The 15,297-nt window shown below is 63.6% G+C and carries 15 protein-coding genes; 8 read left to right on the forward strand and 7 right to left on the reverse strand.

All coding sequences use genetic code 11. The features are described 5' to 3' along the window. Positions 1–92: 92 nt before the first annotated feature. Positions 93–554, reverse strand: a complete 462-nt coding sequence (gene queF, locus LB565_RS04840; RefSeq protein ID WP_224582036.1) for a preQ(1) synthase — start codon at positions 552–554, stop codon at positions 93–95. Positions 555–771: 217 nt separating this feature from the next. Between queF and LB565_RS04845 the strand changes: the two genes are divergently transcribed. Continuing rightward, positions 772–2,817, forward strand: coding sequence for an FAD-dependent oxidoreductase (locus tag LB565_RS04845; protein ID WP_224582037.1), 2,046 nt, complete (start codon positions 772–774; stop codon positions 2,815–2,817). Between the two features lie 128 nt (positions 2,818–2,945). On the opposite strand, the gene LB565_RS04850 is transcribed toward LB565_RS04845, so the two are convergent. Continuing rightward, positions 2,946–3,353 carry a hypothetical protein gene (locus LB565_RS04850; RefSeq protein WP_224582038.1) on the reverse strand — a complete coding sequence of 136 codons (408 nt, stop codon included), beginning with the start codon at positions 3,351–3,353 and terminating at the stop codon, positions 2,946–2,948. Between the two features lie 139 nt (positions 3,354–3,492). On the opposite strand from LB565_RS04850, the gene LB565_RS04855 reads away from it, so the two are divergent. Then, positions 3,493–3,930, forward strand: a complete 438-nt coding sequence (locus tag LB565_RS04855; RefSeq protein WP_140641236.1) for a MarR family winged helix-turn-helix transcriptional regulator — start codon at positions 3,493–3,495, stop codon at positions 3,928–3,930. Here LB565_RS04855 and LB565_RS04860 read toward each other — a convergent pair. Further along, positions 3,921–4,655 (reverse strand): polysaccharide deacetylase family protein, encoded by a 735-nt coding sequence (locus LB565_RS04860; RefSeq protein WP_224582039.1) that lies wholly within the window; start codon positions 4,653–4,655, stop codon positions 3,921–3,923. The two genes, LB565_RS04855 and LB565_RS04860, sit on opposite strands and share 10 nt — an antisense overlap. A gap of 63 nt (positions 4,656–4,718) precedes the next feature. Beyond that, positions 4,719–6,788 (reverse strand): putative bifunctional diguanylate cyclase/phosphodiesterase, encoded by a 2,070-nt coding sequence (locus LB565_RS04865; protein WP_224582040.1) that lies wholly within the window; start codon positions 6,786–6,788, stop codon positions 4,719–4,721. A 292-nt stretch (positions 6,789–7,080) separates the two neighbouring features. Between LB565_RS04865 and LB565_RS04870 the strand changes: the two genes are divergently transcribed. Both LB565_RS04870 and tdh read left to right on the forward strand, forming a co-directional pair. Further along, a complete protein-coding gene (locus tag LB565_RS04870) occupies positions 7,081–8,268 on the forward strand; it encodes a glycine C-acetyltransferase (protein WP_224582041.1) in 1,188 nt (395 codons plus the stop codon). A gap of 52 nt (positions 8,269–8,320) precedes the next feature. After that, entirely contained in the window at positions 8,321–9,355 is a 1,035-nt protein-coding gene (tdh, locus tag LB565_RS04875; protein WP_224582042.1) for an L-threonine 3-dehydrogenase, read from the forward strand. A gap of 207 nt (positions 9,356–9,562) precedes the next feature. Here tdh and LB565_RS04880 read toward each other — a convergent pair whose 3' ends face one another. After that, positions 9,563–10,006, reverse strand: coding sequence for a MarR family winged helix-turn-helix transcriptional regulator (locus LB565_RS04880; protein WP_224582043.1), 444 nt, complete (start codon positions 10,004–10,006; stop codon positions 9,563–9,565). A 131-nt stretch (positions 10,007–10,137) separates the two neighbouring features. Between LB565_RS04880 and hmgA the strand changes: the two genes are divergently transcribed. Genes hmgA through LB565_RS04900 form a run of 4 tightly spaced genes read left to right on the forward strand, consistent with a single transcriptional unit; the run spans position 10,138 to position 13,917 of the window. Continuing rightward, positions 10,138–11,451 (forward strand): homogentisate 1,2-dioxygenase, encoded by a 1,314-nt coding sequence (gene hmgA / locus LB565_RS04885; RefSeq protein WP_224582044.1) that lies wholly within the window; start codon positions 10,138–10,140, stop codon positions 11,449–11,451. A 10-nt stretch (positions 11,452–11,461) separates the two neighbouring features. After that, the gene (locus LB565_RS04890) at positions 11,462–12,349 is read left to right on the forward strand and encodes an MBL fold metallo-hydrolase (protein WP_224582045.1); all 888 of its coding nucleotides are present in this window, start codon (positions 11,462–11,464) and stop codon (positions 12,347–12,349) included. Then, positions 12,346–13,359, forward strand: coding sequence for a fumarylacetoacetate hydrolase family protein (locus LB565_RS04895; RefSeq protein ID WP_224582046.1), 1,014 nt, complete (start codon positions 12,346–12,348; stop codon positions 13,357–13,359). Before LB565_RS04890 ends, LB565_RS04895 begins: the two co-directional genes overlap by 4 nt. Positions 13,360–13,374: 15 nt before the next feature. After that, the gene (locus LB565_RS04900) at positions 13,375–13,917 is read left to right on the forward strand and encodes a DinB family protein (protein ID WP_224582047.1); all 543 of its coding nucleotides are present in this window, start codon (positions 13,375–13,377) and stop codon (positions 13,915–13,917) included. On the opposite strand, the gene LB565_RS29995 is transcribed toward LB565_RS04900, so the two are convergent. Both LB565_RS29995 and hppD read right to left on the reverse strand, forming a co-directional pair. Beyond that, positions 13,914–14,135: a type II toxin-antitoxin system prevent-host-death family antitoxin gene (locus LB565_RS29995; RefSeq protein WP_224582276.1), complete on the reverse strand. Its 222-nt coding sequence runs from the start codon at positions 14,133–14,135 to the stop codon at positions 13,914–13,916. The genes LB565_RS04900 and LB565_RS29995 overlap by 4 nt on opposite strands. A gap of 30 nt (positions 14,136–14,165) precedes the next feature. Beyond that, positions 14,166–15,281 carry a 4-hydroxyphenylpyruvate dioxygenase gene (hppD, locus tag LB565_RS04910; protein ID WP_224582048.1) on the reverse strand — a complete coding sequence of 372 codons (1,116 nt, stop codon included), beginning with the start codon at positions 15,279–15,281 and terminating at the stop codon, positions 14,166–14,168. Positions 15,282–15,297 lie beyond the last annotated feature (16 nt).

The following is a 15,297-nucleotide window of genomic DNA, read 5'->3' on the forward strand; positions in this document are numbered from 1 at the left end:
TCCGGTCCACCCTCCGTAGCTGCAGCGCAGCTGCTGCGAAGGACGGGCAGGACAGAGGGGGGTGCTGTCCCGCCAGCCTTTCGCAACAAATCTCAACCGCGCCCGCGATAGGGCGCAACGCCGGTGTCGGGCAGCCAGGCGTCCTTGGGCGGCGCGCCGGTCTGCCAGAAGACGTCGATCGGGATGCCGCCGCGCGGGAACCAGTAGCCGCCGACGCGCAGCCAGAGCGGTTTCGTGGCGTCCACGATGCGGCGGCCGATGATCACCGTGCACTCCTCATGGAAGGCGCCGTGGTTGCGGAACGAGGTCATGAACAGTTTCAAAGACTTCGATTCCACCAGCGTCTTGTCGGGCGCGTAGTCGATGACGATGTGGGCGAAATCCGGCTGGCCGGTGACCGGACACAGCGAGGTGAATTCCGGGCAGGTGAAGCGCACGATCGCCGGCGGGCCGTCGCCGCGATTGAAGGGGACGGTTTCCAGGACCGCCTGTTCGGGGCTCTGTGGCGTCTCGACGTGCTTGCCGAGCTGGGTGAGGTTTTTGGCGTCGGTCATGGGCGGGCTCCTTGCTCCCGGCCGTTGGAAGCGCAGTTCAATGCGGCGGGCGCGAAACGAAGGTTGAAAGAAGCGTTGCAGTCCTCACGGGCGCAGCGCGTTTGACCGCTCATTAGCATCGGACCGAAAAGTGCGCAGCGGTTTTCGGATAAATCCGATGCGTGAAATGGAAGCGGGAGCGCTGCGCTCCCGCACAATTTGAAACGGCAGGAAGACAATGACCAGCAACGACCCGCTTCTCCAACCCTATCAGCTGAAGCACCTGACGCTGAAGAACCGGGTGATGTCGACCAGCCATGAGCCGGCCTATTCCGAGGACGGCATGCCGAAGGAGCGCTACCGGCTCTACCATGCCGAGAAAGCCAAGGGCGGCATGGCGCTGACCATGACGGCGGGCTCGGCAATCGTCTCGCGCGACAGCCCGGCCGCCTTCGGCAATCTGCATGTCTATGAGGACCGCATCGTTCCCTGGCTCGCCGAACTGGCGGACGCCTGTCATGAGCATGACTGCAAGGTTATGATCCAGATCACTCATCTCGGCCGCCGCACCGGCTGGAACAAGGCCGACTGGCTGCCGGTGCTTTCGGCCTCGCCGGTGCGCGAGCCGGCGCATCGCGCCTTCCCGAAGGCGATCGAGGAATGGGACATCGAGCGCATCGTCGCCGACTATGCGTCGGCCGCGCAGCGCTGCCAGGCAGCCGGCCTCGACGGCATCGAGTTCGAATCCTACGGCCATCTGATGGATGGCTTCTGGTCGCCTTTGACCAACCACCGCGACGACGAGTATGGCGGCTCGCTCGACAACCGGCTGCGCTTCACCGACATGGTGCTGGATGCCGTGCGCGCCGCCGTCGGCCAGAAATTCATCGTCGGCATCCGCATGGTCGCCGACGAGGACATCGAAAACGGCATCTCGAAGGAAGTGGGCGTCGAGATCACCAGGCGCTTGGCCTCATCCGGCAAGGTCGATTTCCTGAACATCATCCGCGGCACGATCGAGACCGATGCGTCGCTGACCAAGGTCATCCCGGTGACCGGCATGCGGTCCTCGCCGCATCTCGATTTCGCCGGCGAGGTGAGGGCGGCGACGAAATTCCCGACCTTCCATGCGGCGCGCATTTCCGATGTCGCCACCGCCCGCCACGCCATCGCCACCGGCAAGCTCGACATGGTCGGCATGACCCGCGCCCATATCGCCGATCCGCATATCATCCGCAAAGTGATGGAGGGCCGCGAGCACGAGATCCGCCCCTGCGTCGGCGCCACCTATTGTCTCGACCGCATCTATGAAGGCGGTGAGGCGCTGTGCATCCACAACGCCGCGACCGGCCGCGAGGCGACCATTCCGCACGTCATCGCCAAGAGCGAGGGACCGAAGAAGAAAGTCGTGGTGGTGGGCGCGGGCGCCGGTGGCCTGGAGGCCGCCCGCGTCGCGGCCGAGCGTGGCCATCAGGTGACTGTGCTCGAAGCCTCCAGCCAGGCAGGCGGCCAAGTGCGCCTGGCAACCCAGAACCTGCGCCGCAAGGAACTGATCGGCATCATCGACTGGCGGTTGGCCGAGCTCGACCGCCTCGGCGTCGAGATCCGCTACGACGCCTGGGCCGAGAAGGACGATGTGCTGGCGCTGGCGCCGGATGTGGTGATCGTGGCGACCGGCGGCATGCCGCAGAACCCGCCGCTGACGGAAGGCGACAATCTCGTCACCTCGAGCTGGGACATCATGGCCGGCAGCGTCAAGCCGGCCGAGAATGTCCTGCTTTACGACGACAATGGCGGCCATCAGGGCATGGGCGCCGCCGAACTCATCGCCAACAGCGGCTCGAAGCTGGAACTGGTTTCGCCCGAGCGCTTCTTCGCACCGGAAATGGGCGGCATGAACCACGTGCCCTATATGCGCGCCTTCCACGAGAAGGGCGTCACCGTCACCATCAACACCCGCCTGCGCTCGGTGCGGCGCGAGGGCAACCAACTCGTCGCCGAGCTGGCATCGGACTTTGCCAATGGCTGGCGCGGCGAGCGGCGCGTCGACCAGGTGGTGGTCGAGCACGGCACTGCGCCGCTCGACGATCTCTATCTGTCGCTCAAGCCCCTGTCGAAGAATGGCGGCGCAGTCGATTATGAGCGGCTGGTGAGCGGCGGCGACATCTTCCCCGCCCGCAATGCCGAAGGCGGCTTCGTGATGTTTCGCATCGGCGACGCTGTCGCCTCGCGCAACATCCACGCCGCCATCTATGACGGCATCCGGTTCGGGATCAGGATTTGATCGGGCAGCATGATCGGAAGAGATCGTGCTCAAACAAGAAGACGCGCAACGGACCTTTGCAAGGAGAGCCACCTGCCGCTTCGGTCCGTTGCGCGCCGCGCCCGGTCGGCTTCGCCGGCCGTGCGATGTCAAAACAGCTTGGCGGTCGCCATGCAAAACACGGTGATGACCAGCAGCCCGCCCGCGATGCGTTCGCCTCTGGTCATCTTCGCCCGCAATTGGGTCTGCGTCGCTTGATCGGCGCCGGCCAGCTGCCTGCTGGCGGAGGCGACGAGCGCGCCCTGCACGCCGGCGGCGATCAGCGCCGTCAAAATGCCCAGCGCCAGCACCTTCTCCATCGGCCCGAACGCGCCCTCATGGAAGAAATACCAAAGCAGTATGCCGGTCAGGAACGCCAGGCCGGAAGCGCCGAGCTGCGGTCGGATGAAGCGCTCCGCCCTGATCTCCGGATCGCGGGCAACCGCAATGGTTGTGCCGGCCCAGAACACGCCGGCCATGACGTGCAGGCCGATGGTGACGATATAGACATATTGCATGACCGCATTCCTCTCTGCCGCCCGCCGCGCGTCGCAGCATGTCGACGCCATCAATAAGACAAAGTTAGATATCTAATGGTTAGATGTCAATCATGAAGCCAGGTTTCATGTTCCAATCGCTTTGCTCTACTGTCAGGTCATGACACCGTTTGACCGCCCGCCCGTCGGCATGAATCTCGCCCGCACCTCGAAAGTGGTGGCGCAGGCTTTCGATGCCGCCATGGTCGAGGCCGGCGGCACGCTGCCGGTCTGGGTGACCCTGCTCTCGGTCAAGTCCAAGGAACTGGCGAACCAACGCGAGCTTGCCGGGATGATCGGCATCCAGGGCGCGACGCTTACCCATCACCTCAACGGCATGGAGGCGCAAGGCTTGCTGACACGCCGCCGCGATCCGGAAAACCGCAGGGTCCACCAGGTGGCGCTGACCGAGGCCGGCGAAGCGCTGTTCGAAAAATTGCGCCTCGCGGCGGTCGCCTTCGACAAGCGTCTGCGGGCTGGTATCCCCGATGACAAGCTCGCCGAATTCACGGAGGTGCTTGCGGCACTTAGGCGGAACGCCGAGCCGCCTCAGTCGTAACCCGCTATCGCGCCGAAGGCGTAGTGGCGCAGCCTGAGCGCCGCGATCAACGCCGTCAGTTTCGCTTTGCCGTCGAAGGCGTCCTGGAACATTTCGTCATGCATGAGCAGAATCAGCTTGTTCGGCTTGGCGAAATGGCCGTAGCCGAACAGATGGTCGATCTCGCTGACCAGATGATCGACGCTCTGCACCGGCTTGCCGCTGTCTTCATGCACCCATTCGTGGTCCCACCCATAGAGCCAGAAACCGGAGGCCGCGACGAATTCGTAGTCCGGATCCTCGCGGCCGGCCTCGGCCAATCCGAGTGAATTGTCGTCCTTCGAGTAATTGGGCAGCCGGAACACGTCGCGCCCCGGCAGCCGCGCGCGCACGGCCGGCTTCAGGCCAAGCACGGCATTGGCCCTCAGCATATCGGCGACCACGCCTTCTGTGTCGCCGTAGAAATGCCGGTAGTGATTGTAGGCATGGCTGTAGCTGTGGTTGCCGATGGTCACCAGCGGCATCGATTTCGCGCGCTGCAACAGCGCCCGGTTGATGGCGTTGGCCTCGGCATGCATGCCGACCATGAACAGCGTCGCCGGCACCTGTTCGGCCTGCAGCACGTCGAGAATGTTGCTGGTGCCGTTCAGCGGACCGTCGTCGAAAGTGAGATAAATGGTGCGATCGGCGGCCATAACCGGCGACACAACCAACAACAGCAGCGGCAGGATAAGACGAAGCGGCATCCGCGAGATCCGGTTGCGATCACATAGGCCGCCATGCCCATACGGGCATGTCAGGTTTGTCCGCTATGCCAAGTTGCCCTGCAGTACTTTCAGCTTAGCCTTCTTCGGGCTGCGCGCCGTCAACCATTCGCGTGCCTTGTCCTGCGGCATCGGGAAGGCGATGGAATAGCCCTGCACCTGGTCGCAGCCGATCGCCATCAGCGAGTCGAGCTCCGCCTCGGTTTCGGCGCCCTCGGCTACGATCGAGATGCCGAGCCCGCGGGCAAGCTCGGTGATGGCGCGCACGATCTTGGAGTTGTCGCCATTCTCGTTGATGTTCTGGACGAAGCGGCGGTCGATCTTCAGCCGGTCGATCTCGTTCGGGTTGACGTGGCTGAGCGAGGCATAGCCGGTGCCGAAATCGTCGAGCTCGAGATGCACGCCCGCGGCGCGGATGTGGCGCAGCTTCGCGGCGATCCCGGTCTTCTCGTCATCGAGGATGACGGATTCGACGATCTCCAGCGCCAGCTTCTGAGGCGGCAGTCCGGCGCGCTCCAGCGTGCCGAACAGGAAGCTGTCGAAATCGGGCTCGCGCAGTTCCGTGCCCGAGACGTTGACGGCGATGCGCCCGAAATCGATGCCGGCGCGGTCCCATTCGGCGGCTTCCTCGATCGCCTTGGCGATGACGATGCGGCCGACATCCGGCATGAAGCCGCATTTTTCGGCGACGGGGATGAATTCGCCGGGCGAGATCATGCCGCGCGTCGCATGCTTCCAGCGCACCAGCGCCTCGATGCCGCTGATCTTGCCGCTGGTCAGCGACACTTGCGGCTGGAAATAGACCTCGAAGCTCTTGTTGGCGATCGCCGTGCGGATGTCCTGTTCGAGCTGCTTGCGGTAATCGAGCTCGCGCCGCAGTTCCTCGGAGAAGAAGGAGAAATTGCCGCCGCCGAGCTTCTTGGCCGAATAGAGCGCCAGGTCGGCATGGACGAGCAGGTCCTGCGCGTTGTCGGCGTCGACCGGATAGACCGCGATGCCGGCGCTGGCGCCGGGCATGATGGTCGTGCCCTGGAAGGTGATAGGCTCGTTGATCTCGTCGAGGATGCGCTTGGCCAGCGCATGGATGTCCTCGGTCGTGCCGGCGCCGTTGAGGATCATGACGAACTCGTCGCCGCCGAGCCGCGCGCACAGATCCGAGGCGCGGCAGGAATCGCGCATGCGCTGGGCGGTCACCACCAGCACGTAGTCGCCTGCCGCATGCCCCAGAGTATCGTTGATCTGCTTGAAACGGTCGAGATCGAGCTGGATCACTGCCAGGCGCTCGCGGCGGCGGTGCGCTCCCTTGATCAGCGTGTCGAAATGGTCGGTGAGGAAGGTGCGGTTGTGCAGCCCCGTCAGACCGTCATGCACAGCTATGAAAGCCATCGAGTTGCGCGCGTCGACCAGCTCGCGCGTCTTGCGCAGGATGGCGTTGGACATCGGCCGGAAGATGAACAGCGCTACCAGCACGATGACGCCGAGCGTGGCGAAAAACAGCGTGCGGTGCAAGTCGAGGATGTTGCTGGATTTTTCGTCGGCGAAGGCGCTGATGCGCTGGCCGAGGGCGGCATAGCCGGACATAGTGGCGTTGGCGACGGAAGCGTCGAGGCCGACGCGGTCGCCGCCGCCCTTATACCCATCGGTTTGCATCCCGAGCTGCGACGCGAAGGACGAGACCAGCCTGTCGCCATTGGCAACGAGGCCGACCGAGAAGTAGTCGAGGTGGAAAGGCTTGCTGAACAGCACATATTCAATCGACTTAGGGTCGTTGCGCGCCGGCGAGAGCGGATCGGCGCCGGTCTCCCTGAGCAGCCGATCGTAATTGGTCTCGAACTCGCCCGTCGCCTGCTTGAGCGCAGTGACCAGCGCCGGCTGCTTGTCGCGCGAGGCAGCGCCCGTGGCGCTGGCCAGGAAGACGATGCGCTGCGACAACGCCTTCTGGGTCGAGACGATGTCGAGCAGCGCCTCATTGTGCTGCTGCTGCGCCATCAACTGCTGCAGAAGGATGAAGGAGGCGATCACCATGGCGGCAATGATCGTCAGCGCCAGCCAGTAGCCGGTCTTGATGAGCAGGATCAGCTTGCGCGAAACACTCTGCACGGGCTGCTGCGACATAACTTGCTGACCCTCCGGTCGACCGATTTCCTGCCAAGGATTTCGTGGCGGGAAAACGATTACCTTGAGAGGGTTAACAGGCCGGCAAGGGTGATCGCGGTGGCGCGGCAAAACTCGCAAGATGGTTATCACGTCCTTTCCCGCACACCCCATTTTTGATCGCATCACCATCGTACCGTCGCAAAGGATTGCGCTCGAGCTTTCGCGACGCCACCGAAGCGGTCGCTTTTGCGATGGATTTTTTGCAGCCATAGCGCGACAGTTCCGGCCTCGAACCGAACAGGGCCGGACCATGAGCAAAGCATTCCTTTCCCACATCGACAGCGAGCTCCAGGGCTTGAAATCGGCCGGGCTCTACAAGTCCGAGCGGGTCATTTCCTCCATGCAGTCCGCCGAGATCGAGGTCGGCGGCGAGAGGGTGCTGAATTTCTGCGCCAACAACTATCTTGGTCTCGCCGACAGCCCGGATCTGCGCGACGCGGCAAAGCACGCGCTCGACCGCTACGGCTACGGCATGGCCTCGGTGCGCTTCATCTGCGGCACGCAGGAGGAGCACAAGGAACTCGAGGCGACGATCTCCTCCTTCCTCGGCATGGAGGACACCATCCTCTATTCTTCCTGCTTCGACGCCAATGGCGGCCTGTTCGAGACGCTGCTTGGCGAGCAGGACGCCATCATCTCCGATGCGCTCAACCACGCCTCGATCATCGATGGCGTCAGGCTTTCCAAGGCCAAGCGTTTCCGCTACGCCAACAACGACATGGCCGATCTCGAAGCCCGCCTGAAGGAGGCGAAGGACTGCCGCTTCCGGCTGATTGCCACCGACGGCGTGTTCTCGATGGACGGCATCATCGCCAATCTCAAGGGCGTCTGCGACCTTGCCGAGAAATACGATGCCATGGTCATGGTCGACGACAGCCATGCGGTCGGCTTCGTCGGCAGGAACGGCCGCGGCTCGGCCGAGCATTGCGGCGTCGAGGGCAGGGTGGACATCATCACCGGCACGCTCGGCAAGGCGCTGGGCGGTGCCTCCGGCGGCTACACATCGGGCAAGAGAGAGGTCGTTGACTGGCTGCGCCAACGCTCGCGGCCCTATCTGTTCTCCAACACGCTGATGCCGGCGATCGCCGGCGCCTCGATCAAGGTATTCGACCTGATCCGTCATGGCGACGCGCTGCGCGAGCGCCTATATGCCAATGCGGACCGGTTCCGCTCCAAGATGGGCAAGCTGGGCTTCACGCTGGCCGGCGCCGATCATCCGATCATCCCGGTGATGCTGGGCGACGCGGCGCTGGCGCAGGAGATGGCGCAGCGCATGCTGAAGCGCGGCATTTATGTCATAGGCTTCTCCTTCCCGGTGGTGCCGAAGGGCCAGGCTCGCATCCGCTCGCAGATGTCTGCCGGCCATTCCAGCGCCGATGTCGACAGGGCGGTCGCGGCTTTCGGCGCGATCGGCAAGGAACTGGGCGTGATTTCCTGACCGGCCGATATCGAAAAGCGATTCCGGATCAAGAGATTCGAAGGACAAAAGAATGTCGAACATGATGAAGGCGCTGGTGAAGGCCAAGGCCGAGCCTGGCATCTGGATGGAACAGGTGCCGGTGCCGGAGATCGGTCCCAACGACGTGCTGATCGAGGTCAAGAAGACCGCGATCTGCGGCACCGACGTCCATATCTACAATTGGGACCAGTGGGCGCAGAAGACGGTGCCCGTGCCGATGGTGACAGGCCATGAATTCGTCGGCACCGTTGCGGATTTCGGCGCGGCCGTCACCGAGTACAAGGTCGGCCAGCGCGTCTCGGGTGAGGGTCACATCGTCTGCGGCCACTGCCGCAACTGCCGCGCGGGCAGGGGGCATCTCTGCCGCAACACACTCGGCGTCGGCGTCAATCGCCCCGGCGCCTTCGGCGAGTATGTGGCCATCCCGCAGCACAATGTCGTGCCGATCCCCGACGACGTGCCCGACGAGATCGCAGCCATCTTCGATCCATTGGGCAATGCCGTGCACACGGCCTTGTCCTTTGATCTCGTCGGCGAGGACGTGCTGGTCACCGGCGCCGGCCCGATCGGCATCATGGGCGCGCTCGTGGCGCAATGCGTCGGCGCGCGAAAGGTCGTCATCACCGATATCAACCCGGTGCGGTTGGATCTGGCGCGAAAACTCGGTGTCCAGCATGTCGTCGACGCCTCGAAGGAAAAGCTGCGCGACGTCATGCCGTCGATCGGCATGACCGAAGGTTTCGACGTCGGGTTGGAGATGTCGGGCGCCGCCCCCGCCTTCCGCGACATGATCGACACCATGAACAATGGCGGCAAGATCGCCATCCTCGGCATCGCGCCGACCGGCTTCGAGATCGACTGGAACAAGGTCATCTTCAAGATGCTGCATCTGAAGGGCATCTATGGTCGCGAGATGTTCGAGACCTGGTACAAGATGATCGCCCTGGTGCAAGGCCCGCTGGATGTCTCGGGGCTGATCACGCACCGGATCGGGATCGACGATTTCCAGGTGGGGTTCGACGCGATGAGGAGCGGCAGTTCGGGCAAGGTGGTGATGAACTGGTGAGGCCTCTGGAGAGATGTCGAGTTCCTTCGCCCCCCTCTCTGTCCTGCCGGACATCTCCCCCTCAAGGGGGGAGATCAGCCGTCACGCCGGCCCTCGCCAATAACCAGCGTCGCAGAAAAGGCGCCGTCGCTGAAGCTGCTAATCTCCCCCCAAGAGGGGGAGATGTCCGGCAGGACAGAGGGGGGCGCTGGCCCGCCAGCCTCTCATCTACTTTCTCTCCAAAGCCCCTTCCAGCGCTGCCACTCCCCTGACGATCGCCACGCGCTCCTCGTCGCTCAGCCTCGCCAGCAGCTCCCCCTCAAACGCCTTCGCCAGCGGCACCATCTCGCGATAAGTCGCGAGCCCCGTCTTGGTCAGCGCCAGATGCTCGACACGCCGATCATTCTCATCCGGCGTGCGTGTCAGCCAGCGTCGCCGTTCCAACTCCGCCACTGCCCGCGACACCTTCGTCTTGTGCATGGCCGATTGTTCGCCGAGTTCCGTCGCCGTCATCGTTCCGCGTTCACCCAGCCCGGAGAGCGTGCGCCATTCCGGCCGCGTTAGGCCGTGGCGTTCCTTGTAGATGCGCGAGAACTCGCGGCTGACGGTGTCGGCAAGCCGGTAGAGCCGGTAGGGCAGGAACCTTTCCAGCTCGAGAATATCCGGTTCCATGAAGCGCTCCCGGTATGCATCGTGGCCGTTGATAGTTACATTTTCGATGGTTACAAATGAAACCAGTTTGGTCAACATCGCCGGCAGGCCGCGTCTCGGGACGCCTGCAAGCCGGGATCAGGGAGGATCGGATGGGCTTTTCCTACATGCCGGGCTTCGGCAACGATTTCGAAACCGAGACGCTGCCTGGTTCGCTGCCGCAGGGCCGCAACTCGCCGCAGCGGCCGGCCTACGGCCTCTATGCCGAGCAGCTTTCGGGCTCGCCCTTCACCGCGCCGCGCGGTACCAACGAGCGCTCCTGGCTCTACCGCATCCGTCCGAGCGTAAAGCACACCGGCCGCTTCAAGGGCGCCAGCTACCCTTGGTGGAAGACAGGCCCCAATATCGGTGACCACGAGCTGGCGCTCGGCCAATACCGCTGGAACCCGACGCCGATGCCGACCGAGCCGACCGATTTCATTTCCGGCATGCGTACTTTCACCACGGCCGGCGATGCGGTCGGCCAGTCCGGCATGGCCGCGCATGTCTATGTCGCCAACCGATCGATGGTGGACGACCATTTCTTCAACGCCGACGGCGAATTGCTGGTCGTGCCGCAGGTGGGCGCGCTGCGCTTCGTCACCGAAATGGGCGTGATCGAGCTTCGCCCCGGCGAGATTGCGGTGCTGCCGCGCGGCCTGGTCTTCAAGGTCGAGCTCGCCGACAAGGAGGCGCGCGGCTATGTCTGCGAGAATTACGGCGCCAAGTTCACCATGCCCGACCGCGGCCCGATCGGCGCCAATTGCCTGGCCAATCCGCGCGACTTCAAGACACCCTGCGCCTGGTTCGAGGAGAAAGAGACGCCCTGCCGCCTGATCGTCAAATGGTGCGGCACCTTCCATGTCACCGAACTCGGTCATTCACCGCTCGATGTCGTCGCCTGGCACGGCAACTACGCGCCTTACAAATATGATCTGGCGACGTTTTCCCCGGTCGGCGCCATCTTGTTCGACCACCCGGACCCGTCGATCTTTACCGTGCTGACGGCGCCGAGCGGCGAGGAGGGCACGGCCAATGTCGATTTCGTCATCTTCCCGCCGCGCTGGCTGGTGGCAGAAAACACGTTTCGGCCGCCTTGGTACCACCGCAACATCATGAGCGAGTTCATGGGGCTGATCCATGGCCAGTACGACGCCAAGGAAGAGGGTTTTGTTCCTGGCGGCATCAGCCTGCACAATCAGATGCTGGCGCATGGACCGGACGCGTCCGGCTTCGAGAAGGCGACGCGCGCCGACCTGAAGCCGGTCAAGCTCGACAACACCCTGGCCTTCATGTTCGAGACGCGCTTTCCGCAGATGCTGACCCGCTACGCCGCCGAGCTCGGCACCTTGCAGGAGAACTATATCGACTGCTGGGCCGACCTGAAGAAGCGCTTCAACGGGACCCCGGAAGGCGATTGGTCTTGAGGCACGCCCGATGAATGACCGGCTGGTGCTTCTGGGCTCCAAGGGCGGCCCGGCGTTGCGGCCGGGCGGTCCATGGCCGACCTCCTCACTGCTGGAACTCGGTGGACGAACCATTGTTGTCGATTGCGGGCTTGGCGTCACGCGCGGCCTGGTCGATGCCGGCATAAGCCTGAAGGCGCTCGACCTCATCTTCATCACGCATCTCCATTCTGACCATGTGCTGGAACTCGGGCCGCTGATCCACACCGCCTGGACCGCTGGTCTGGCGACGCCGGTAACCATTTACGGCCCGCCCGGCACCAACCACTGCTGGCAGCATTTCTGCCAGGCGATGGAGTTCGACATCGAGATCCGCATTGCCGACGAAGGCAGGCCGGATATTCGCGACTTCGTCTCGGTCGAGGAGTTCCGCGAAGGGCTGGTCCTGCAGGACGGCGGCCTGACGGTGACGGCGTTGCGTGTCGACCATCCGCCTGTGACCGACTGTTTCGCGCTGCGTTTCGAGCAGGGCGGCAAGAGCGTGGTGTTTTCCGCCGACACCGCCTTCTTTCCGCCACTGGCTGAGTTTGCCAAAGCTGCCGACATCCTTGTCCATGAGGCCATGCTGGAGGAAGGCGTGGAGCGACTGGTCGCCAGGACTGGCAACGGCGCGCGGCTGCGCGAGCATCTCCTAGCCAGCCACAGCTTTGCCGGGGAAGCAGGCCGCATCGCCAGCGATGCCGGGGCGAAGCGGCTTGTGCTCAACCATCTCATTCCAGCCGACGATCCGGCGATCGGCGAAGCCGACTGGATCGACGCCGTCAGGAAAACTTGGTCCGGCGACTTGACGATTGCCCGCGACGGCCTTGTTGTACCGCTAAGCGGCGAACACGCCGCGTCAGGAGAGGAAACCGCATGAAGCTTGCCACACTGAAGAACGGGACGCGCGACGGGAAGCTGGTCGTGGTCTCGCGTGATCTGACGCGGTTCACGGATGCCTCCTTCCTGGTGCCGACGCTGCAGGCCGCGCTCGACGACTGGCGGCGCATCGCGCCGCATCTGGCGGCCATGGCGGAATCGCTGGAGGCCAACGCGGTGCCTTCGGCGCGCTTTCATGAGCACGACGCGCATTCGCCGCTGCCGCGCGCCTATCAATGGGCGGACGGCTCGGCCTATGTGAACCATGTCGAGCTGGTGCGGAAGGCACGCGGCGCCGAGATGCCGGCGAGCTTCTGGTCCGATCCGCTGATCTACCAGGGCGGCTCGGACTCCTTCATTGCGCCGCGCGACCCGATCCGCATGGCGGACGAAACCTTCGGCATCGACATGGAGGCCGAGGTCGCGGTCGTCGTCGACGATGTGCCGATGGGCGCCAGTCTGGAACAAGCGAAGGAGGCAATCCGCCTCGTCATGCTGGTCAACGACGTCACACTGCGCGCCGTCACCGGGCCGGAACTGGCAAAAGGGTTTGGCTTCTTCCAATCGAAACCCTCTTCGGCCTTCTCGCCGGTCGCGGTCACGCCCGACGAACTGGGCGATGCTTGGGACGGCGGCAAGGTCAATCTCGCGCTGTTGGTCGACGTCAACGGCAAGCCGTTTGGCCGCGCCAATGCCGGCCTCGACATGACCTTCGATTTCCCGGCGCTGATCGTGCATGCCGCCAAGACGCGACCGCTCGCCGCCGGCACCATCATTGGCTCGGGCACCGTCTCCAACAAGCTCGATGGCGGGCCGGGCAAGCCCGTCTCGGCGGGCGGCGCCGGGTATTCCTGCATCGCCGAGCTGCGTATGATCGAGACCATCGAGTCAGGCGAGCCGAAGACGCCTTTCCTGCGTTTCGGCGACACGGTGCGCATCGAGATGAAGGACAGAACCGGCCATTCGATCTTCGGCGCCATCGAGCAGAAGGTCGAGAAATACGAGAGGTGAGGGGGCGTTGAGGCGGTGACCATGCTGGAGCATCTGCGCCGCATGGCGCGCAACAATCTCTGGTCGAACGACCGGCTCTACCGCGCGGTGCTTGCGCTTCAGCCCGGCGAGTTCGAGGCCGGCCGCACCAGCTTTTTTCCGTCGATCAGGGAGACTCTCAACCACATCCTCGCGGTCGACCTTCTCTATCTCGACTTCCTGACGGATGGAGGCCGTGGTGCCGCAGCGTACGATGACTACGTGCCGTTCGACGATGCGGCGAGCCTGGCTGAGGCACAAGCCGATTTCGACCGCCGGCTGACTGCCTTTTGCGATGGACTCTCCGAAGCCGATCTCGACCGCCGCGTCATCACCGACCGGCGCGAGTACGGCATGATTCCCGAGCGCATCGGCGATATCCTCGCCCATCTTTTCCTGCATGATACCCACCATCGTGGCCAGGTGCACGCCATGCTTTCCGGCACCTCCGTTCCGCCACCGCAACTGGATGAGTTCCTGCTCGACTACGACCTGAAGCTCAGAAAGGATGAAGTCGAGCGGCTGGGGCTGCAGCCTTAAGCACTCGACCTATCCAACTCGGTTGAAACCGCACCGTCGCCGGGCGAAATGCCGTGCTTCGCCGGAGGCGGCAAAAGACGCGCTACAGCTTTCCCGCGCCGGGTGATCACGATCTCCTCGCCAGCGTTGGCGCGCCTGACAGTTCCGACAGTTTGGCCCCGGCTTCGGTTATAGAGACGTTCACGGCTCCACCCCTTGGGACCGGGGCTTAGATCAATGCCGGTCGAGCCGCAAACGAGCTTTCGGCCCTATGCCGCCTTGCCGTCGAGCTTGATCACGCCGCGCTTGATCTGATCCTGCTCGATCGATTCGAAGAGCGCGCGGAAATTGCCTTCGCCAAAACCTTCGTCGCCCTTGCGCTGGATGAACTCGAAGAAGATTGGTCCGATCACCGTCTTCGAAAAAATCTGCAGCAGGATCTTGGTCATGCCGCCGTCGACCACGCCTTCGCCGTCGATGAGGATGCCGTGCTTCTTCATGCGCTCGATCGGCTCGTCATGGCCGTGCACGCGCTCATGCGACATCTCGTAATAGGTGTCGGGCGGGCCGGGCATGAATTTCAGCCCGTTGGCGACGAGCTTGTCGGTCGCCTCGTAAATGGCGTCGGTGCCGACCGCGATGTGCTGGATGCCCTCGCCATTATACTTCTTGAGGTATTCGGCGATCTGGCTGGTCTCGTCCTTGGACTCGTTCAGTGGAATGCGGATCTTGCCACAGGGCGAGGTGATGGCGCGGCTGACAAGGCCGGTGATCTTGCCGTCGATGTCGAAGAAATGGATCTGCTTGAAGCCGAACAGATCGCGGTAGAAATCCCACCATTTGTCCATGTTGCCGCGATAGACATTGTGGGTGAGATGGTCGAGATAGTAGAAGCCGACGCCCTCGGGCTTGGGGTCGCGCTCGCCCAGCCATTCGAACTCGGCGTCATAGGCCGAGCCCTTCTCGCCATAGGCTTCGATGAAATACAGCAGCGAGCCGCCGATGCCGACGATGGCCGGCACGTCGAGCGCCTTGTCGGTGCCCTCATAGGGCGTGGCACCCTTTGAGACGGCATGGTCGAAGGCATGTTGGGCATCGACCACCCGCCATGCCATCGAGGCAGCGCAGGGGCCGTGCTTTTCGACGAACTTCATCGCATGCGAGCCGGGCTCGGCATTGACGACATAATTGATGTCGCCCTGGCGCCAGACGGTGATGTCCTTGCTGCGATGCTTGGCCACCGCGACATAGCCCATGCGGGTGAACAAATCGGCGAGCTTTTCGGGCTCTGAATGCGCGAACTCGACGAATTCGAAGCCGTCGGTGCCGGCGGGGTTTTGCTTGCTGATCCTGGCGGGCGGGGCGTCGTGCGGGAAGGGGCCCATGGCAGTCCTCCGAAAG

Origin of the sequence: Mesorhizobium sp. CA14 (assembly GCF_020165195.1) — a bacterium.
In the GTDB taxonomy this organism is placed as follows: domain Bacteria; phylum Pseudomonadota; class Alphaproteobacteria; order Rhizobiales; family Rhizobiaceae; genus Mesorhizobium.